Source organism: Zobellia sp. 1_MG-2023 (assembly GCF_030549125.1).
Classification (GTDB): Bacteria; Bacteroidota; Bacteroidia; order Flavobacteriales; family Flavobacteriaceae; genus Zobellia; species Zobellia russellii.
Genome location: NZ_JAUOSY010000001.1, coordinates 266,861 through 288,208, shown reverse-complemented (window position 1 = coordinate 288,208; position 21,348 = coordinate 266,861). Strand labels below are relative to the sequence as shown.

The 21,348-nt window shown below is 39.8% G+C and carries 12 protein-coding genes; 2 read left to right on the top strand and 10 right to left on the bottom strand.

Going from position 1 to position 21,348, the window contains the following annotated elements:
* Positions 1-2 precede the first annotated feature (2 nt).
* From trmB to Q4597_RS01100, 3 genes are all read right to left on the bottom strand, one after another.
* Positions 3-671: a tRNA (guanosine(46)-N7)-methyltransferase TrmB gene (gene trmB / locus Q4597_RS01110; protein ID WP_303404438.1), complete on the bottom strand. Its 669-nt coding sequence runs from the start codon at positions 669-671 to the stop codon at positions 3-5.
* Between the two features lie 10 nt (positions 672-681).
* Positions 682-1,758: a cell wall metabolism sensor histidine kinase WalK gene (locus Q4597_RS01105; protein WP_303404437.1), complete on the bottom strand. Its 1,077-nt coding sequence runs from the start codon at positions 1,756-1,758 to the stop codon at positions 682-684.
* A gap of 111 nt (positions 1,759-1,869) precedes the next feature.
* Complete coding sequence (locus Q4597_RS01100) at positions 1,870-2,556, bottom strand: response regulator transcription factor (protein WP_215437653.1); 687 nt, start codon at positions 2,554-2,556, stop codon at positions 1,870-1,872.
* Positions 2,557-2,734: 178 nt separating this feature from the next.
* On the opposite strand from Q4597_RS01100, the gene Q4597_RS01095 reads away from it, so the two are divergent.
* Positions 2,735-5,578, top strand: a complete 2,844-nt coding sequence (locus Q4597_RS01095) for a TonB-dependent receptor (protein ID WP_303404436.1) — start codon at positions 2,735-2,737, stop codon at positions 5,576-5,578.
* Between the two features lie 50 nt (positions 5,579-5,628).
* Positions 5,629-7,863: a hypothetical protein gene (locus Q4597_RS01090; protein WP_303404435.1), complete on the top strand. Its 2,235-nt coding sequence runs from the start codon at positions 5,629-5,631 to the stop codon at positions 7,861-7,863.
* A gap of 110 nt (positions 7,864-7,973) precedes the next feature.
* On the opposite strand, the gene Q4597_RS01085 is transcribed toward Q4597_RS01090, so the two are convergent.
* The 7 genes from Q4597_RS01085 to Q4597_RS01055 form a co-directional block, all read right to left on the bottom strand.
* On the bottom strand, positions 7,974-9,077 hold the full coding sequence (locus tag Q4597_RS01085) for an acyltransferase family protein (RefSeq protein WP_303404434.1): 1,104 nt from the start codon (positions 9,075-9,077) through the stop codon (positions 7,974-7,976).
* 13 nt (positions 9,078-9,090) lie between these two features.
* Positions 9,091-10,899 (bottom strand): alkaline phosphatase, encoded by a 1,809-nt coding sequence (locus tag Q4597_RS01080; RefSeq protein ID WP_303404433.1) that lies wholly within the window; start codon positions 10,897-10,899, stop codon positions 9,091-9,093.
* A gap of 75 nt (positions 10,900-10,974) precedes the next feature.
* The gene (locus Q4597_RS01075; protein WP_303404432.1) at positions 10,975-12,564 is read right to left on the bottom strand and encodes a RagB/SusD family nutrient uptake outer membrane protein; all 1,590 of its coding nucleotides are present in this window, start codon (positions 12,562-12,564) and stop codon (positions 10,975-10,977) included.
* A gap of 19 nt (positions 12,565-12,583) precedes the next feature.
* Positions 12,584-15,649, bottom strand: a complete 3,066-nt coding sequence (locus Q4597_RS01070) for a TonB-dependent receptor (protein ID WP_303404431.1) — start codon at positions 15,647-15,649, stop codon at positions 12,584-12,586.
* Positions 15,650-15,827: 178 nt separating this feature from the next.
* Positions 15,828-19,550: a two-component regulator propeller domain-containing protein gene (locus tag Q4597_RS01065; protein WP_303404430.1), complete on the bottom strand. Its 3,723-nt coding sequence runs from the start codon at positions 19,548-19,550 to the stop codon at positions 15,828-15,830.
* Positions 19,551-19,669: 119 nt separating this feature from the next.
* On the bottom strand, positions 19,670-20,320 hold the full coding sequence (locus tag Q4597_RS01060; RefSeq protein WP_215437670.1) for a hypothetical protein: 651 nt from the start codon (positions 20,318-20,320) through the stop codon (positions 19,670-19,672).
* A gap of 45 nt (positions 20,321-20,365) precedes the next feature.
* Entirely contained in the window at positions 20,366-21,268 is a 903-nt protein-coding gene (locus Q4597_RS01055; protein WP_289060799.1) for a serine/threonine protein phosphatase, read from the bottom strand.
* Positions 21,269-21,348: the final 80 nt, after the last annotated feature.

Sequence of the window (21,348 nt, the reverse complement as noted above, 5' to 3'; positions counted from 1 at the left end):
GCTTAATGTACCTTGAATTGAATATAGGTAATGGGCTTACCTTTTTCAAGATACTGTTTTTCGTAGAAAGTCTGAAGTTCCAACACTTCTCTTGGACTGCCCTCATTTTTGTACACATCGTGGTTGGCGTAGTTCACTTCCAATCCTAGACCATGTAGTAGTCCTAAGGTATAACCGTGCATAAACTCGCTATCGGTTTTTAGGTGCATAAGGCCATCTGGGCGTAAAATTTTCTTGTATTTGCCCAAAAAAGCCTCGTTGGTCATTCTATGTTTTGTTCGCTTGTATTTTATTTGGGGATCGGGAAAAGTTATCCAGATTTCGGAAACCTCGTCTTGGGCAAAAAGTTCGTCTATAAGTTCTATCTGTGTCCTTAAAAAAGCTACATTCTTAAGATTGTCCTCCAGAGCGGTTTTTGCACCTCGCCAAAGGCGGGCCCCCTTAATATCTATACCAATGAAATTTTTACTAGGGTCTTGTTTGGCCAGACCTACGGTATATTCTCCCTTGCCGCACCCTAATTCTAGTACAATTGGGTTGTCATTTCCAAAAAAATCATTCCACTTTCCTCTTTTTTCGAACCCTTGCTTTACCGCTTCCCGGTTAGGTTGGATTACATTTGAAAAGGTTTCATTCTCTTTAAACCGCTTAAGTTTGTTCTTGCTTCCCAATAGTGTAAAATTAAATTTTAGGTAAGACTTTAGTCTCGGTATTAGTTTTTGCTTTTTCCAAAGTAAATGAAAATTCCGAACCTACGTCTATTTCACTTTCTACATATATCTTTTCTCCGTGTGCCTCTACAATATGTTTTACTATGGCAAGACCAAGACCCGACCCACCTTCAGTACGGCTACCGCTTTTGTCTACGCGGTAAAAACGTTCAAATAGGCGCGGTATATGTTGTTTGGGAATACCTTCGCCATTATCGGTTACCCTAACGATTACTTTGTTTTTGATGAGGTTTTCAACACTTACCTCGGTAGTGCCATTGGTATGACCATATTTAATTGAATTAACCAAAAAGTTGGTTACTACCTGTTGTATTTTTTCCTTGTCCGCAAAGACCATTATGGGTTCATCATACTCCATATCAAAAGTGAGTGTGATTTTCTTCTTTGCCGATTTCATTTCTAAGAGGTCGAAGACATTCTGTATAAGTTCAATAATATCAAACGGTTCTCTTTTAAGATTAAGGTCTCCCACCTCTAATTTGGTAATGAGGTCTAAATCCTTAACAATATATATGAGCCGGTCTACGCCTTTATTGGCTCTTTGCAGATATTTACGGCGTACATTTTTGTCGTTAATGGCACCATCCAAGAGGGTTTCTATATAACCTTGAACGGTAAAAAGAGGGGTTTTAAGCTCGTGCGATACGTTGCCAAGGAAATCTTTTCTGTATTCCTCCCTAATTTTTAAGGTGTCTATTTCTACACGCTTGTCTTGGGCAAACTTCCCTATCTCTTCGGTTAGGGTTTTCATATCTGTCGTTATGGGGCCTGTGCTAATAGATGATGATTCCAACATGGCAACATCATCATAAATCTTTTTAATACGACGATAAATGAACCTTTCTATTCGTATCTGTAAAACAATGAAGGCAATAGGAAATAGTAGTAGGGCAGAAATAATGATTGCCGTCCAATTAAAAGCATTGAAAAGATGTAGGAACAATGCCAAAAGCGAAACAAATGCCACGGAAATCATAAAAGAAGACCTTAGCGCAAAGCGATATGACCTTCTTAGCTTAGCGGGCATAAGAAAACGATTTTGTTTGTGCCAAAAAACGGGTATGTATAATCATGGAACGAGTCACCGCCCAAAATTACTACAAAAAAGACGTATAACTTAATTAATGGACAGACTTAATTAAAGAACAAACTTGTAGCCAACCCCTTTTACGGTCTTAAAATGCTCCTCGCCAATTTTTTCCCTAAGTTTTCTAATGTGAACGTCTATGGTGCGCCCACCAACAACAACCTCGTTACCCCAGACCCTGTCAAGAATAACTTCTCTTTTGAAAACTTTACTAGGTTTGGAGGTGAGTAGGGCCAAAAGTTCAAACTCTTTTCTAGGAAGAACAATCTCTTCGCCGTCGTTGATTATTTTGTATTCCTCTCTATTTATAATAATGTTACCTACGGTTACAATATCATCTTGTGGGGCCGCTTCTTCCTTTAACCTTCTTAAAAGTGCTTTAACCTTACTTACTAGAACTTTTGGTCTAATTGGTTTGGTAATATAGTCATCCGCACCGGCATCAAAACCTGCTACTTGGGAATAGTCTTCGCCGCGGGCGGTAAGAAAAGTAATGATGGAATTTTCCAGTCCGGCAGTGGCACGAATGGTTTCGCATGCCTCAATACCGTCCATTTCTGGCATCATTACATCTAAGATAATTAAATGTGGTTGTTTTTTCTTTGCCATGGCCACACCTTCCACTCCGTTCTTGGCGGTAAAGACCTGATAGCCTTCTGCAGTAAGATTATAACCTACTATTTCTAGTATATCCGGCTCATCATCAACAAGTAATATCTTAATGTCTTTCTTTTTCATAAGGTCTGTAAAGATGGTTAATTCGTCAAAAGTAAATATAATACCGACATACCAAAGTCTCTTAACGTTGATTTAATATAGTAACATAAACCTAACCTTATTGCAATAAAGGTTTAACATACACGTAACTCGACTTTTACTTCACGTGGCGTTATTTGCGGCGTTATAAAACTAGATAATGAGACTAATATACTTTATTGCCCTTTGCCTTTTTTCAATTCAATTAAGCGCCCAAGACACTGGGAGTATTATCGGTAAACTTACTGATAAAGAGATGAATGACGATCCCTTGCCATTCGCTAATGTAGTGATAAAAGGAACTACTACAGGTACAACTTCGGATTTTGATGGACTTTATGAAATAGCAGGTCTTGAGCCGGGAACTTACGTTGTATCTTATAGTTATTTAGGATATGAAACTGTAGACATTCCAGATGTAGTGGTTGAAGCTGGAAAAGTAACAACAATAAATGTGCCGATGAGTGCTGGCGGCGGATTTGAATTGAGTGAAGTTGTGGTAACCACGGTTTCCAGAAAGGATTCTGAAATGGCACTTTTACTTGACCAGAAAAAAGCGATTACCCTAGAAACTTCTATTGGTGCCCAGGAATTAGCGCGTAAAGGTGTTAGCGATGCGGCCACTGCAGTTACTAAAGTAACGGGAATTTCTAAAGAAGAAGGTTCCGGAAATGTTTACGTAAGAGGTTTGGGAGATAGGTTCAATATTACAACATTGAACGGTCTTCCGTTACCTTCTAACAACACTTCAAAAAAGAACATCGATCTAGGTGTTTTTACTTCAAGCATTATAGAATCTATTGGAATAGATAAGACATACAATGCAGCCAATTACGGAGATTTTGGTGGAGCAAACGTTAATATTGTTTCCAGAAATTACAATGGTGATGGTTTTTTTGATGTTAGTGCCTCTGTTGGTGGTAACACTGAAGCCTTGGGTGTTAATCAATTCTATTTGAACGATGGTCCTGATTTTTCAGGATTCTATAACGCGGATATTCCAAACAATCCTTTTTCCGATACTTTTGATACCAGTTGGGACAGGGAAGCTGTAGGTACTCCGGTTAATTCAAGCTTTTCACTTAAAGGGGGTGATTCCTATACTATAGGCGAAGAATCTAGGTTGAGCATTTTTGGGGTAGCGTCTTTTAGTAACAAGCATAGTTATAACGAAGGTATCAACAACGGTCAGCCAAACGTTGGTAACGGTCTTCCTAACTCTGCTTTTGACTTTACTACTTTTGATTATTCTACGGCCACTACATTAATGGGTAACGTAGGGTATAGAATTAATAATGCCAATAACATTAAGTACAATCTATTGGTATTGAACAACTCTAGCCAAAAGCAACAAGAGTTTTTCGGAATCTTGGATAGGGAAGATGATGCACCGGAAGGTGGTGGATTTATTCAACGTGCCACTTTTGAAAGAACCACTTTATATGTACATCAGTTATTGGGAGAGCACAATCTTTCAGAAAATATTGATGTGAACTGGGGAGGAGCCTATAACTACGTAAAAAACTTAGTTCCGGACAGACGCCAAAACACGGTTTTACCGGTACGGAACAACAATCCTGATGGTCCTAAATCATTTGCGTTGGTTTCGGCCGCTTCTGAAAACCACCGCTTTTTCCAAGAGTTGGATGAGCAGGAAATTGCAGCTAACCTTTCGGCTACTTACAAGTTTAAAGAAAATGAAGACGAAGGTTTTGATGGAAAATTAACTGTTGGTTATAACGGTAGGTTTAAGTCGGTAGATTTTGACGCAACACAGTTCAACTATCGTTTTTTAAGACCAAATGACCAGCCAGAGGTAGATATTAGACAAATTGATCAATATTATGATCAAAACCCATTAAGTGCAGGTCTTTATCAAATAGGAACGTTTAGAGGTGGCGCTTCTATCCCTGGGTCGTTACACCCACAGACCTTTGGTGGGGAGCAGCAGATTAATGCGGCTTTCGTTACTTTGGAATACAAGTTCAATCCTAAACTTACTTTGTTTGCAGGTTTAAGAGGAGAACAAATAACTCAGGAGATAGACTGGAATACAACTTTTGGTGAGGATTCAAGTAAATTAGATACGTTTGAGTTTCTACCTTCTTTAGCATTCAAGTATGAGTTGAACGAGAAGCAGAACTTAAGGTTTGCAGCAAGTAAGACCTATACTTTACCACAGTTTAAAGAAAGAGCTCCTTTCTTGTTCCAAGAAGATATTACGCAGGATTCTTACGGTAACCCGGATTTGGAAAACTCTACCAACTACAATTTTGATTTAAGATGGGAGCTTTTCCCTACTTCAAGCGAGATTCTTTCTTTTGGAGTATTTGCCAAGTATATAGAGAATCCTATCAACACTTTCCTTGTAGTTTCTGCTGCTAACGATTTAAGTTATGCCAACACTGGGGATAGCGCTACTGCTTTTGGTCTAGAATTGGAAGCTAGGGTAAACCTATTTGAAAACGAGATTGAGATTGCCGATGATTTTCTTGAAGAAAGATTAAGTCTTGGGGGTAACATCTCTTACTTGAACACCAACCAGAAATTACAATCTGAAAAAGTGGCCAGCGAAACCAGTTTGGCAGCTGCTTTTACCAATACGGAGGCGCCACTACAAGGTGCATCGGATATTATTGTAAACGGAGATATTAGTTTCTACAAAGAACTTAAGAACAACAAAGACCTTAACGCTACTATAGCCGCTAACTATTTTTCAGAAAGACTTTATGCTCTTGGTAGTACAGGACGTGGACATTTGATGGATAAAGGGTTTGTAACGTTGGATTTCATTTCGTCCATGCAATTGAACGAACACTTTAAAATTGGAATTAGCGCTAAAAACCTATTGAACCCACTTATTGAAAGAGTTACTGAGAACGCAGAAGGAGACTTGGATACCGTAAACCCGGCAGTTCCTGGATTCTTGGAAGATGGTCCTGTAACCGATTTGTCTTATAAGAGAGGGTCTGATCTATCCCTTACGTTAACATTCAGCTTCTAAATACGAGTTTTAACCATAATAAATTACCTAACTATTTAAATTTTCAGAAAATGAAAAAAACAATTTTCTCTTTAATGCTAAGTCTAGCTGCAATGACCTTTGTGGTTTCTTGTAGCGATGATGACAATTTGCCGACAAACGACCCCACTTGTAGTGATGGTATAAAGAACGGTGACGAAACTGATATTGATTGTGGAGGTTCTTGTGAGCCTTGTTCTACAACTGGAACTTCTGAAGACTTAGAAGGCGATATTACCGAAGATACAGAATTAGATGCAGCTACGGCCTATAACCTTACAGGTGCTTACATAGTTAAGTCTGGAGCTACATTAACTATCCCTGCAGGTACTACTATTAAAGCCGCAGGTGGTACAGCCGCTTTTATTGGTGTTGAAAGAGGTGCAAAAATAAACATTAACGGTACAGCTGCTGCTCCTGTAGTGCTTACTTCAGGTTCTGCTAGTCCTGCCCAAGGAGACTGGGGTGGTTTGGTTATTGCCGGTGACGCTCCAACCAACAAAGGTGTTGACGTTACTACAGAGGTAGGTGACCTTACTTACGGTGGTGCAAACGCTGCGGATAACTCTGGTAGTATTACATACTTGAGAGTTGAGTATACCGGTGCTACTTTCTCTAACGATAAGGAGTTTAACGGTGTTTCTTTATTCGGTGTGGGTTCTGGTACTAAATTCGAGAACGTTCAGTCTTACATGGGTGGAGATGACGGTATCGAGTTCTTTGGTGGAGCTGTTGAAGGTGTTAACCTTGTTTCCATAGGAAGTGGTGACGATTCAATAGATTTTGCCGATGGTTGGACAGGTAACGGTACAAACTGGTACATTGCCGAAGGTGCTAAAGCTGGTATTGAAGGTTCTAACAACGGTGATGATGGTAACGCTACTCCTGTAACAACTACTACATTGAAAAATATTACTGTTGTAGGCCCTGTAAGTGAAGGTGCTCTTTTCTTCAAAGAAGGTGGTGGTAACTTTACTGTTGAAAACTTCTTTGTTAGTGGTGCTGATTTGGGTATCAACGTAAAAGATACGGATACTGAAGCTAATGCTAGAATTGATGCTGATGATCTAATGATTTCTAACATTCAATTTGCTGATACTCCAGCTGAGTTTGCTGCTACTAATTACGCAGGTACTAATGCTGACTTCTACGTAGAAGGTGTGGCTACAGGTGCTGGTAACGGTGCTGCTGCTCCTGACTGGGCTGCTGGTTGGACTACAGGTTTAAGCAATAGCGCTGCTGCTTCTCAGTTGAACCTTGCTGGTGAAATTTCCGGTGATGTTGAGTTGGACGCTAACGTAGAGTATCTTTTAACTAGCGGATTCGTTGTTAAAGAAGGTGGTTCGCTTACAATTCCTGCAGGAACTACTATTACTGCAACAGGTGGTACTGCTGCCTTCATAGGTGTTGAAAGAGGTGCTACTATTAACATTAACGGTACAGCTACTGCTCCTGTTGTTATGACATCCGGTGCTGAAAATCCTGCCCAAGGAGACTGGGGTGGTTTGGTTATTGCCGGTGACGCTCCAACCAACAAAGGTGTTGACGTTACTACAGAGGTAGGTGACCTTACTTATGGTGGTGCAAACGCTGAAGATAATTCAGGTAGCATTACATACTTGAGAGTTGAGTATACTGGTGCTACTTTCTCTAACGATAAAGAGTTTAACGGTGTTTCTTTATTCGGTGTGGGTTCTGGAACTACTTTTGAAAACGTTCAGTCTTACATGGGTGGAGATGACGGTATCGAGTTCTTTGGTGGAGCTGTTGATGGTGTTAACCTTGTTTCTATAGGAAGTGGTGACGATTCAATAGATTTTGCCGATGGTTGGACAGGTAACGGTACTAACTGGTACATTAAGGATGGTGCCAAAGCTGGTATTGAAGGTTCTAACAACGGTGATGACGGAGATGCTACTCCTGTAACAACTACTACATTGAAAAATATTACGGTTGTAGGTCCTGTAAGTGAAGGTGCCCTTTTCTTTAAAGAAGGTGGTGGTAGCTTCACTGTAGAGAACTTCTATACAGAAGGTGTTGATTTAGGTATCAACGTAAAAAATACGGATACTGAAGCTAACGCTAGAATTGATTCAGATGCACTTTCAATTACAACTATTGAATTTGCTAGCCCTGCTGCTGAGTTCAGTGCTACTAACTATGCTGGTACTAACACAGACTTCTACACAGAAGGAGATGCAAGTGGTGCAGGTAATAAAGCTGGTGAGCCTGATTGGGCTGCTGGATGGACTGTAGGAATCAACTAAGAAAAACGATTTCAACTTTACATAGGAAACCCCGCAATTGCGGGGTTTTTTTATGTCCTATTTTTATGTAATACAAGTACTATTTTACAAGCTTCGTAAATAAGTGGCAACTAGACCTTAATGTAAATTTTCTTCTTGTCCAACCAAAAGCCTATACTCCAACAAAAGAGCATAAAAACCAAAGCAAAGGCCAGAGAACCAAAGTAAGGACCAATCCAACTAAAACCTTTTTCGTACACATAGTTATAAAGAGATTGTTCACCATTAACCCGGATAAAGAGGGCGCCAATGGCTACATATTCCGAAAGTAGATAAATGAAAAGGGGGTTCTTCCCAAATACTTCAAAGAAATTGTAGTTAACGGGCTTTTTTACAAAGTCTATGGTATAGATAAGAACGGATAACACTACAATGTCTAGACCCACGGTAAGTGTTACAAAAGAGCTTGTCCATAATTTTTTGTTTACCGGGAAACCTAAATCCCATAGATAAGCAACCACCAATAGACCGGCACCCATCAATAGCATTTTTGCCAGCTTCTCGTAATTCATCCCGCCATCAATAATATACTTGCCTATAAGATAGCCTGCCAAGACGTTACCAATGGAAGGCAGTGTGCTTAAAAGGCCTTCTGGATCAAACGGTATACCATTGCCCATATATAGATGGCTGTCGCCTAGTATAAGACGGTCTACGGTTCTGGCAAAATTTCCTTCAAGGGTATAGTCGCCAAATGCGGACAACAGCCCCCAGTAGCTTAGTAATAATAAAACTGAAGCTATAATCAGTTGCCTATTGGTTAAAAAGTATATCATCACGGCACCAATGAAGTAACAGAGGGCTATACGCTGTAGCACACCTAGAATTCTAGTTTCGCTAAAAGGAATAGGGGTTAGTTCCCCTGTTTCGGTCCATGAGAAAAAGGGAATCCAATACATGGTATACCCAAGCAAAAATATGAGTAAAGTGCGCTTTGCAATTTTTTTGAATACTTCGGAGAAAGGCTTTTCTCCCCATTTGGTCTTTACAAAAGCAAAGGCGTTACCTACGGCAAATAAAAATGAGGGAAAAACCAAATCGGTAGGGGTAAAGCCGTGCCACTTGGCATGTAACAGAGGTGAAAATGTAGAACTCCAGTCGCCAGGGGTATTAACAATAATCATCAGGCATACAGTCAATCCCCGGAATACATCGAGTGCTTTAAATCTTTTCATAGGTCGGTTACTTTTAGTTATCCCCTAAGTTAAGCGCTCTTTTGATCTTTTCAAACAAATGGTTGTTTTCATATGTTCCTTGAAACAATTGTGAGCCGGGGCCATAGGCAAAAACAGGAACCATAGTGGCCGTATGGTCATAGGTAGTAAAAGTGCCCTCAATGATACCTTCTTCCAGGTTGCCTTGGGGAATACTAAAACCAGAAGTTTCATGGTCTGCCGTAATGATAACCAAAGTGTTGCCGGAAGTATCCGCAAACTTAATGGCTTCGGTAATGGCCCTGTCAAAGTCAATTCCTTCGGTAACGATACCACCTACATTGTTATAGTGCCCGTTGCTGTCTATTTGGGCGGCTTCAACCATTAAAAAAAACGGTTTGTCCTTAGAGTTCAAAAATTCAATACCATTTTTGGTGGCTATGGCTAGTGCATTACCACGACCTTCCAAAACTCCGGGTACTCCTTTTTCAGAAAGAAAATGACCTATTTTTTCAGATTGGTTCTTTCCTATTTCGTCAATGTTGTTCAGGATATTGAATTCAGTATTTTTCCAATCGAATTTAAAATCCTTGGCTCCGCCTCCCACAAAAAGGGACAAGTCGCTTTTGAAAAGGTCACTGGCTATTAATTCTGTATCTGAACGGTCTTTTTGGTGGGCATAGAAAGAAGCAGGCGTTGCTCCTGTAACATGGTCGGTTGTTATGATACCGGACACAAAGTTATACTTAGAGAAATATTCCGGCATGTTTTCAACGGGTTTCCTTTCCGGGTCAAGCCCAATAGCCCTATTGTAGGTTTTGACTCCAGTGGCCAAGGCTGTGCCCGCTGCGGCCGAATCCGTAGTAAAATCATCGGAAGATTGTGTTTTTATAAACCCAATACTCTTTAACTGTGAAAGTGTAAGCTCTCCCCCATTGGCCAAAACAGCAGAAGAAATCTGGCTTAGACCGTTGCCATCTCCAATAAGGAGAATAACATTTTTAATGGGCGTATTTTTTTGGTCCGTTATAAAAGAAGGATGGTAAACTTCCGATTTGACCGTGTTTTTATAGGTGCGTTTTTCAAGGGAGTTCAAATATGTGGCGCATTTATAGGGCATATCCGTATTTATGATATCCACTCCTAAATCCGAAAAGGCTTTCCACGCAGTTTTTGAATCCGGTGTGCCCCAAAAACGAAACGGTTTGTTGAGGTTGTGGGCCTTTTTTATGGCTTCGGATACTGATTTGTAATCTTCTTGCGTAAGCCTGCCCTTGCCGTTCCATTCCGAGTAATTTTTGAAATCAACACTTATAAAAGCTACTTTTTTCCAATCACTGGTATCAAGGTCGCTTTCTAACTTTTGATGGTCAAAATACACATAGTTGGGGTAGGAGTCATAGGTGTTGGGATTGGGCCTATGACCAGAAATCACAATCTTTATATCAGGTCTTGATATGATTTCGGGATATTTTTTAAGTTCGGCCAGTATCTTTTTTAAAGTAGGCTCGGCATCGGATTTAATATCCAACATTAAAGTAAGGTTGGTGGGGTTGCCAATATTGTTCTCAATGGCGTATTTTAAAGGGTCAAGATAAAGCGTCCGTAAGGTTTTGCCCTTTGTAATTTCTGCTTCGGTATGGGTTACGTTCAGTTGTCCATTTTTCAGGAAAATATCAGCCTCAAGAATATCAAGACCGTTTGAATATGCTTTCCAAAACGGTACGTTCTGTAGATAGTCGTTGTGCGAATGAATTAGGATTTTTCTGCTGTGTTGTGCATTAAGAAAGGTAATGCAAAAAAGCGCCAATAGGAGAGAATACTTTGTTTTAAATCTGTACATACTTTAAAATTAAGAAAAGAGTGCCCCGTTAAGAGACACTCTTTCGTAAAAAAAACTAAACTAACGAACTAACTACTACCATCCTTTGTTTTGGGGGATTCCGGATGATTCAATTACGGTACTAGGTATGGGCCAAACATTCATGTAGGAAGCATCAAAATTTCTTGCAGGCCATACAATTTCTGAGGTATATGGTGAGTCTGGATTGGAACGGTCTGTGTAAATACGGCCGTAGATGGGTTGCGCATATACTTCTGCGGCATCGCCCCAACGAACTAAGTCAAAATGCCTGTTAGCAAATTCACCGGCAAGTTCAACCCTTCTTTCGTGTTTTAAATCTTCTATGGTAGCGTTTGTAATGGCTGGAAGACCTGCTCTTTCCCGAACCATATTCAATGGGGCATCTCCATTTTTACCATCCATGATAAGTGCTTCGGCCTTCATAAGCAACACTTCCGCGTAGCGCATTAAAGGAACATTATAAATTGTTGAAGGGTCATCTCCATTGCTGTTCAAATATGTACCTATGGGATTTTCAAACTGGAATTCGTACATGTACTTATTGAACTGAAAACCGGATAAGGAGTTTTCTGATTGGTACCTTCTGGTTTCACCGAAAAAAGTAAATTCATCACCAAAATTTAGAACGGTAACCGCTTTTCTGGCATCGCCATCTTCAAACTCGTTATAAAGTCCTTCGGAAGGAGTGTAATAGCCCCAGCCATTGTATTTACCCCAGCCTTTGTTTTCAAGCATAACACCTGTTAGGATACTACCTTTATCCACTCCGGAGTTAACGGACCAAATGTACTCGCTGGTCCAATTGTTCAGGTTGCTGTGCAGTTCACGGAAATCTTGAGATGGATTGCCCGTATTGATCAATGCCCTTCCCGAACCACTATTGGTAACGGCATCTGCATATTTTACAACTTCAGCATATCTAGCGGCGTCATATTGTGCCCAATAAAGATTGGTTTTGGCCATATACGCCAATGCGGCATCTTTATGCGGGCGGCCATAATTCTCGGATGAATAGTCTGTGAACAAGGGTAACAGTTCTGAAGCTTTCATTAGATCTGCCTCTATCTGTTTGTAATTTTCAACCACACTTGCCGGTCTGGAATAACTACCGGGTTCATCGTTCATGTTTTCTTCTGTAACAATAGGAACTCCACCATTATTGCCGTTGTCTCCATAGGTGTGGGCTACCCAGAAATAGCTAAAAGCGCGCATAAAATAGGCTTCTCCCAAATATTGGTTTTTTAGCGTTTCGCTGATGTCCATATTGGGGATGTTCAAGATAATATCATTGGCGCGGCGGATTACCTTGTAGCTTTTGGGGTAACAGGTAGAGGTGTAACCTCCTTCACCACCGGTGATGTTAAAATCCTTGATATTATCGGCGGAAGCTTTAATACGACCGGTAATCATATCGTCCGAAGCATTAATGTACCAGAAGAATCCTCTTGAGAACATTTCTTGGTCCGTCATGAATTCGTACATACTGTTAACCGCTTCCGCAGCATCTTGTTCAGTGGCCCAAAAATTGGCATACGAGGTACTTCCCAAAGGGTCAACTTCGGTAAAATCGTCCGAACACGTAATTAGGTTAAGTCCGGCAAAGCCTATTGCCAAGCTCATTATTTTTATTCTATTGAATTTCATTTTTCTAAATGTTTTGTTGTTAAAGCGATAAAGACAATCCTGCTGTAATTGTTCGGGAAAGAGGGTATCTGGCAATATCCAATCCTTTGCCACCAACCTCAGGGTCAATTCCTGTGTAATCCGTAATCGTGAATAAGTTTTCCGCAGAAATGTAAAAACGTAATGATGAACCAGGCAATACGGAATTCATAATGCGGTCATTGATAGTGTACCCAAGGGTTACGTTTTTCATTCTTAAGTACGATGCGTCTTCAAGGTACCAGCTAGAAGCTAGTCCAAAGTTCTGGTTGTCATCTTTTGTAGATAATCTTGGAGTTGTTGCTCCGGTATTTGAAGATGACCATGCGTCTAGTACCTTGTTGTCTAAGTTATATCCGGTAAGTGATGCGTTATAGGTGGAAAATTTGTAGCCGTTAAACACTTCAACACCAGAAACCCCTTGGAACAACATGCCTAGGTCAAAATTCCTGAAATTTAGGTTCAAGCCAAAGTTATAGGTAAAATCTGGCTGGTAACTGTCATAGAAAACCTTATCATTATCGTCTATTTTTCCATCATCATTGCTATCCGCAAATTTAAAATCCCCAGGCTGCGCGTTAGGCTGAATTAAATTGCCATCTTTTACATGGGCATCAATTTCTGCCTGATTTTGGAAAACTCCCAGTTGAGGTACTACATAAACAGAGTATAAAGCTCTACCTACTTCTGAACGATAAGGTCTAAGAACCCCTCTAACATTGTCCGTATGGGCAATAAAATCTATACCACTTTTATTATAACCGTCTAGGTTTACCAACTCATTGTCCAGCACACTGGTATTGGCATTAACCGTGAAATCTAGCTCTCCTATTTTGTTAGAGTAACTTGCGGATATTTCAAAACCATTGTTTTTAACTTCTCCTCCGTTAACATCTGCAGCGCTCGTACCTTGGTTAAGGTCTTCAAGACCAGGAAGAATCATTCCTTTGGTGCTTTTTTCAAAATAATCAAAAGTAAGGCTTAACGTGTTGTTGAAAAGTGCGGCGTCCAGACCAAAGTTAACGGATTCCGATACTTCCCAATTTAAATCAGGGTTAGATTGTTTGCCCACAAATGCACCTTTGTCATCAAAAGAGGCATCCTCGCCAATGGTTACTACGGTTGTATTCAACGGAACATCAAAAGAGTAGTAGCCTACAGAATTAATATTTCCTATTTGTCCCCATGAAGCCCTAAATTTTAAATCGTTAATAGCTTCAACATTAAAGAATGACTCATCCGATAATCTCCAGCCTACGGTGGCAGATGGAAAGTTGTCCGCTTGGTTGTTTGCGGCTAAACGAGACGTTTGGTCCCTTCTGATACTTCCTGAAATAAAGTACCGGTTTTTGTAATTGTACATAACCCTACCAATGGCAGACGTTAGTGCATCTTCATAAACCTGACTTGAGGGGTTTCGTATAATGGAAGCGTTGGATAAGTATTGGTTGAACGCTTGTTCGTTGCTAAATCCTTCTCCCTTGCTGGTAAGTTTTTCAAAGTCGGTATGCTGTGAGGAATAGATAGCGGTAACATCAAGATTGTGATTGCCAAATGATTTCTTATAGCTTAACTGGTTGTCCCATACCCAACGGTTGGTTGTAGCGTTACTTTGCTCAAGATAGTTGTTAGGGTTGGAGCGGCCTAGTTCCGGTACTTTAGGCTGAAATCTTTTGTATTCGGAATCTGTGTAACTATAGGAGTAAGTAGTCTTAAAAGTTAGACCGTCTACAATATCATATTGTAAAAAGACATTGGCATTTAAAAAGTTGGTAGGAGCTGTAGTAGTTGGTCTTAATAACAAGGCCAAAGGGTTATACACATCTCCGTACGCCCCTGCAAATTGGGAAAGGTTCTCTGGGGCAACACCTGCAAAACTACCATCTTCATAACGGGTAGGAGAGGCAGAAGGCATGTAAATGGCGTTTATTATGGTTCCTGAATACGGGTTGTCCGTATTGGTTCCTACGGCTTCGGTTTTTGAGAAATATACGTTTTCGCCTATTTTGATTTTATCGGAAAGGTCAAAATCTGACTTCACTCTAAAGTTATAGCGCTCTGAACTTGTTCCTTCTAAAAGGCCATCTCTTTTGGTGTAACCAAATGAAGTTAGGTAGTTCATGCTATCGCCTGCGCCACTTATGTTAACATTTGCATTGTTGATGCCCGCAGGTCTAAAAATAGCGTCTACCCAATTGGTACGGTTTACTTGCCCATAAGGGTTTTGTTCTGGGTCGTGAGCAGATTGTCTTGGGGTTCCGGCGTTGTCCGCTGCGGTATTGTAAACCTGAGATTGCTGTTGCGCCGTTAATGGAGTAGGTAAGTTTGTAGCTTCTTGTATACCACCGTAATAATCTACGGTTACACGAGGTTTGCCGGACTTTCCTTTTTTAGTTTGAATAACGATAACACCGGATGCGGCTTGAGCTCCATAAATAGCAGCCGAGGCTGCATCTTTAAGAACGGAAACGGATGCTATATCGTTAGGGTTTATAGCGGGCCCATAGTAAGGAACACCATCAACTACGGTAAGCGGACTTTCATCGGCGAAAGTTCCCAGTCCCCTAATAACAACGTTGCCACTAGCGGTAGGATCTCCTCCTTGAGACAATACGGTTACACCGGCAACATTACCCTGTAAAAACTCTGTAACGTTGGATACGGGCCGGGAAGCAATGGTCTCCACGTTGTTTACTGTGGCAATGGCCGTGGTTAAATCGCCTTTTCTGGATGAGCCGTAGCCTATAAGTACTACTTCATCTAAAAAACTGGCCTCTTCGGTCATAGCGATGTTTAAGGTTTCACCTCCGGAATATGGTATTTCTTGAGTGGCAAAACCCAAAGAGGAGATTACTAACGTTCCGTTTTCTTCGGAAAGGTTCAATGTAAAATTGCCATCAAAATCAGTAGAAGTACCCACTTGGACATTTCCTTTTACAATAATTGATGCGGAAGGAATGGGCATTCCGTCCGTTTCGGAAACTACCGTTCCCTTTACTGTTACCTGCGAATAAGAAAAGGAAAGACATCCTAATGTTATTAGCAGAGATAAGTACACTTTTTTCATTTAGGTAGAATTTTAAAATTGGTTATCTACCAAAAGTAGGTGGAGACGTTTCTTTACCAGATGAAAAAAGAATCATAAAGGTGTACTTATGACTCAAAAATGGGGTTGTATGGTTTCTTTTTGGTGCACTTTGGTTACAGTAATCCTAACGTAACCTTGTGATAATATGCGGTTAACACTAAGGTTGAGCCATTTTTGCCCTATACCCTTTTGGACTATAGTCAAAATTCTTCTTAAATAGACGGCTAAAATACTTTGGGTCGTTAAAACCGCACTCCGTACTTATTTCAGAAATGTTCAATGAGCGGTTTTGGAGGAGATATTCCGCTTTTTGCAATCTGAGTTTTATAATTACGTCGGAAGGGGATTGTTGCAGTACTTCTTTAAAGGCGCGGTAACATTTTATTTTGGATACAAAAAGCATTTCTTTCAACTTCTGAACGTTGAAAGATGGGTCGTGAAGGTTTTCATTTATAAGCTTCAGTGCCTTTTTTACTAATTTTTCATTAACGGATAAAGTTTGGTCTTCTGTAAAAGGTGTTTCTAAAAACAAGTGTTTGGCATTGTGATTGGCAAATTCTTTTCTAACGGATAATAGTTTTGTGAGCTTACTTTGAATAAAAGATTTGCTAACAGGCAATTGTATAAAGGCATCTACACCAAGCTCAGTGGTCTGTATTCGTAGGGCGTGGTCAATATCTTCGGATATGTAAAGGGTAGGAAGCGCCATTTGTTTTCCATTGTTCTTGGTAAGATGAAACAGTTGCACCAACTGCTCGTCAATGGTAATGTTGTACAACACCAAGCAGTAAATGTTCACATGCTTAATAGCGGAGGAAATTGCTGCTGAGGTACGTTCAAATACTAAATTGTTTTCAGGGTCGTCAAACAACTGAAAGGCAGGTAGGTAATCGTTGTCATTACAGAATATAAGGATATTGTTTTTGTCAGATGGTAGTTTTTGGTTCAGGTCTAAGTGTTTCCATAATACCTCTTCCGTTTTTTGATTGGTGTCCACTACTTTTATAGGCAACAGTGCAGAAATGGTCAGGTTTTCTTCGTTTTTTACGTTCAGAGTCCCTTCCATGGCCGTTAATAGGGTGTTAGCAGCTCTATAGTAAGGACTATAATGCTGTATGCTGAAAAAATTATCAATAAGGACTTTACTATTTGATTCAATAACAAGTTCTAATGACGTATCTACCGTTCGTACAATTACTTTTAAAAAGCTGTTCTTGGAAATGTATTTTAAGATGTCATTAAAAAGATATTTAAAAAATAGCTTAAAGCGTAGAGAGTCCAACTCAACCCATTGGTCTTCTATATTTAGGGAGTAATCTAAGTTTATTTTTGATTTTTTGGCGTGCGCCGAAAGTCCGTCAACTAAGATTTTTATGGATTGCTTTATTTTGGTTGCCGATTTTTTAAGGTCTCCAATATCTTTCATATTGGTAAGGTAATCCCATTCCGAAAGCAATGTAATCAACCTGTTGGATTCGTTGTTTATATTCTGTTTTACGCCTTCATTTTGCTCAAGTTGTTTTGAGTTCTCTATAATCTTGGAAACCGGTTCCTTAAATTCGGACAGGACGAAGGTCTTAAATTTTTCAATTTCAAAATCTTCATTTTTAAGTTGGTGATAGGAATTTAAAAGCTCCTCTCTTTGGCGGTTTATTTCCTTGTTCTTCTCATCTAAGGTTTCGTTTACTTTAACTAATCGTTCCTTTTGGCGGTTTATGGTTTGCGTTCGTTCTTCAATTTTAAGCTCTAGTTTTTTCTGGTTTTTTGCAATGTTTCGGTTTCGTACCAATACCCAACCCGTAAATGCTAAAAGAGTGGTGGCCAACAGCAAAATGTAGAACCAAGGAGTTTTGTAAAACGGTTTTTGGATTACTATAGGTATACTTTTAAAAGCAAGGTCTTGGGACAAAGAATTTTTTACTTCAAAAATGTATTCTCCATCGGGCAAATCCGTGTAGTGAATAGGGGAGTCTAAGAAGGATTTAAACTCACTGTCATATCCCACCAATTTGTAAAGTATTTGGTTATTGGGGTCTTTAGTAAAAACAATGGGCTCTATGGATACTTCTATAGAATTTTCGGTATAGTTTTTTGTTATGCCTTGGGAAAAATCATTGCTATTGTCAATATGCACTTTAAGCTTAGGGAGCTCTTTGGTAATATTGATAGTTGTGGGAGAAAAGTGGTTTAGGCCATTTATTCCGGCAAAGAATATAGAGCCTTTTCGATCTTGGTAATAGGCGCCTTCGGAGAATTCTCTACCTTGCCAGCCTTCGTCCATATTTAAAGACGTTACAGAAAAGTCATTTCGGTCAACGGCAGCTATCCCTTTGGTGGTGCTTATCCAGATTTTGTCGCTATCTAAAAGCATACCATAAACCATGTGACTTGGCAAGCCTTCTTTTTCGGTAATATTATGAATTAGGCGGTCTTTCTTGTCATATATACTTATGCCACCTAAACTGGCAATCCAGTAATATCCGGACTGCTTGTCCTTAAAAGAGGAATAGACGCTATTGCCCAAAATACCGTCATTAATCGTAATGTCTTTTAATGTTCCTGAAGGGATGTCCAATAGAAGTAGACCTTCGTTCTCGGTACTTATCAGAAGTTCGTTATCTGCGTATGCTATATTTCTAATATGGTAAGAACTTAGGGCTTCTTGTCCTTTAAACGATTCAAACTGATTTGTTTTTAAGTTGAATTTGGCCGCTCCGCCCCAGCAGGCTACCCATATATTGTTGGCATTGTCTTCTTGAAAGGAGTAGTTCCTGTCATTGGGTAGCTCCGGGATATCTTTTGATTGGTAAAGTGAATAGTTTCCGTTTTTTATCCGGATAATGCCGGCATAGGTGCCAATCCAGATTTCTCCCGATTTATCAGTGTACAGTGAACGGATGCGTTCCCAATCCGAATTTTTTGCCACCTCTTTGATCTTGAACTTTACAAAACATTCTTTTGTTTGATCATAATAGAATACGCCTTTTGTATAGTACCCCAACCAAATACGACTATTAAAATCTGTTGTAATGGCACGTATAGTTTCGTTAGGTAGGTGCGGGAATTCGTAGGGATGGGGCGTTATGGTCGTAATCTGTTCGGAGCCTGTATAGGCCATGCTTAGTCCGCCATCTTTATGCCCTAACCAAATGTTGCCAAAACCATCTTCATATATTTTCTCTACCTCATTACTTTTAAAGCTATAAGGGTCATAAAGGTCATGGAAATAATGGTCTATTTGCTCGTTATCTCTATTACTTGCATTGTTTGGAATAATATAAACGCCGTTTTTTCTTGTGGCGTACCAGATATTTCCGGATCGGTCTTTAAGAACATCGTTTATAATTGAATTTGGATATTTGCTGAGCAAGATGCCCTTAAGTGTGCCTTTGTCTTCTAGCTTCCCCTCAACAAATTCGGATTTAACAAATTTTCCTTCCGTAAATGTATAGCTGGACTTACTGGTTTTTATTCCAATATTGCCATTTTTAGTAAGCGTTACGTATTTGGGTGCATCATCAAAAACAAAATTTTGAAACTGTCCGTCACCAATGTACCTACTTAGCTTTTTCTCTTTGGTGAGTATCCAAATATGGCCCTCGCGGTCTTTTTTTAACCTTTCTATATTGTTTCCGGCTATTGACTTGGGGATTTTTAAGTCGTGTTTGTAAACCGTAAACGTATTACCGTTATAACTATTAAGACCGTCCCAAGTCGCAATCCACAATAACCCATCATGGTCACTAACAATATCTGTAATGGAGTTGTTAGAGAGTCCGTCGTTAGTACTAAGGGTCTTGAATTTTATGTGCTGGGCAAAAACAGATGTGCCCAGCATCCACAAAAAAAGAGTTAAAAGAAGAAGAGGGGACCGTTTCATACTACTGCTTTTTATTGGGGCTAGCGCTAAAATAATGAAATTTAGTTTTCTGCACAGTTTTCAATATAATGGGGCGCTTTGAAGCTTTCCGTCAAAAAAGAGCAATTCACGCTAGGGACTTATTCTCCTAATTCGGTAATCTTCTTTTCGTACAGTTTTTTGCTTTCCACAACGGCTACGTTCAGTTCTTGCATAATACCATCTACACGGCCCTCTATACTTTTCATCTGGTCGTTTATATTGTCAAAGGAATTTAGGGCGGCAGCCACTTCTAGAGCTTTTACGACCTCTACGGCATCGCCATGTAAAAGTTTTAGTTTGTCAATAGCTTTTGAAGTATTGGCCAAAGTACCGTTGTATTTGGTCTTTGCTTTTTTAATGGCTCCTAAAAGCGTTTTTTTGCTGGTCTCATCACTTAGGCTGTTGGTCTGTTTTTCCATTGCAGCAAAAAGATTAGAGGCCTTCTCTTTTAAATCTTCGTATTCTTTGTTAAGGTTTTGTACGCGGCGGTCTACCTTTTCCCAATCGCCATATACCTTTGCAAATTCCTTGTCTTCGTTCTTTGTGTCTTCCAGTGCACTCTTTAATGCATTGAGCGATTCTAGGCCTTTGTTCACGTTCTTGTTGGCCGTTTCTTTCTTGTTCTCAAAAGCATTTACCTGAGACTTGAATTTATCTTTTAGACGAATAAGGTCTTCTGGGCTTTTATCTTTCCAGCAAGAAGTAAGTACTAATGCAATAAGGGCAATGGATAGTGTTCTTTTAAACATGTAATTTAATATTAGTTAATGGTAGCGGTAAAGATACGTATTCTTCTAACCTTTTGCTTTCTGGTAGTCCGTCAACTTTTGTGGCCCCTCCAATAAGACCCGTACAACACGGAGTGTACCATCATCTGTGGTTGATATCTGCCATTTGATCAGTGAAATGCTGCCGTTTTCTATTTCAATACCCGTAATACTGCGTGGGTGAACGCAACTACCATCATTAAAAAACGGAATATCACCAGGCTCCGGAAAGCGTGGTCTATGGGTGTGCCCAACAATAGTAATCAACAAGTTATTTTTTAAAATCCACCTTTTAATACGGCGCTCTATTTTAATGAGCTCCTTGTAATTTTTGGCCGGGCTTGTGGGGTCTGCAATACCCCAAACCTGTAGCGGTTTCCAAAGAACGCGCACCAAAAAACGGCTCCATCTCCAAAAAGTATAGTTCCACCAATCCGCTTGGTGACCATGGGTCAAAAAGATTTCTTGTTGGGTGTCCTTGTGCTGGAGTATAATGCCTTCGTGGTATGTAATGCCCTCAAAAAGCTCTTTGGATTCCCCGTCTATGGGTTCAAAATAACTGCTTAAATGTGTTTTGACATAATGTGGGTCTTTGTAGACCATGTCATGGTTTCCCCAAATCATGTGTAGTCTACGGCCTAAATGAAATTTTCTCAATAGTCCGTATACATTCTTATGGGCCTCAAATATAGATTCAAAAAAACGGTTCTCCCAGAGCTCGTCACCATCACCTATTTCACAATAATCAAAACCTTCCTTAAAATAGAAATTTAGTGCGTGAAAGTAAATGTTTCGGTTGTTGGCAAAGTCGTCTGCAAAACTATTGTCACCTCTGTGGCAGTCGCTAAAGAGGATAAACTTCGATTCATCGTCAAAAGGTACCATTTTGGCATTTTGGTATGCTCTGGATAACCGGGTATTGGACGACATATTGTAAATTTGCATAAATATCTAAAAAAAGCGACGAAAGGCATAAAGTTTGTTTTAACAAAACATTATTTTCTTTTGTA

Coding starts and splice junctions, on each gene's coding strand:
- Q4597_RS01105 (WP_303404437.1), bottom strand. CDS start 1,758: ATGCCCGCTAAGCTAAGAAGGTCATATCGCTTTGCGCTAAGGTCTTCT.
- Q4597_RS01100 (WP_215437653.1), bottom strand. CDS start 2,556: ATGAAAAAGAAAGACATTAAGATATTACTTGTTGATGATGAGCCGGAT.
- Q4597_RS01095 (WP_303404436.1), top strand. CDS start 2,735: ATGAGACTAATATACTTTATTGCCCTTTGCCTTTTTTCAATTCAATTA.
- Q4597_RS01090 (WP_303404435.1), top strand. CDS start 5,629: ATGAAAAAAACAATTTTCTCTTTAATGCTAAGTCTAGCTGCAATGACC.
- Q4597_RS01085 (WP_303404434.1), bottom strand. CDS start 9,077: ATGAAAAGATTTAAAGCACTCGATGTATTCCGGGGATTGACTGTATGC.
- Q4597_RS01080 (WP_303404433.1), bottom strand. CDS start 10,899: ATGTACAGATTTAAAACAAAGTATTCTCTCCTATTGGCGCTTTTTTGC.
- Q4597_RS01075 (WP_303404432.1), bottom strand. CDS start 12,564: ATGAAATTCAATAGAATAAAAATAATGAGCTTGGCAATAGGCTTTGCC.
- Q4597_RS01070 (WP_303404431.1), bottom strand. CDS start 15,649: ATGAAAAAAGTGTACTTATCTCTGCTAATAACATTAGGATGTCTTTCC.
- Q4597_RS01065 (WP_303404430.1), bottom strand. CDS start 19,550: ATGAAACGGTCCCCTCTTCTTCTTTTAACTCTTTTTTTGTGGATGCTG.
- Q4597_RS01060 (WP_215437670.1), bottom strand. CDS start 20,320: ATGTTTAAAAGAACACTATCCATTGCCCTTATTGCATTAGTACTTACT.
- Q4597_RS01055 (WP_289060799.1), bottom strand. CDS start 21,268: ATGTCGTCCAATACCCGGTTATCCAGAGCATACCAAAATGCCAAAATG.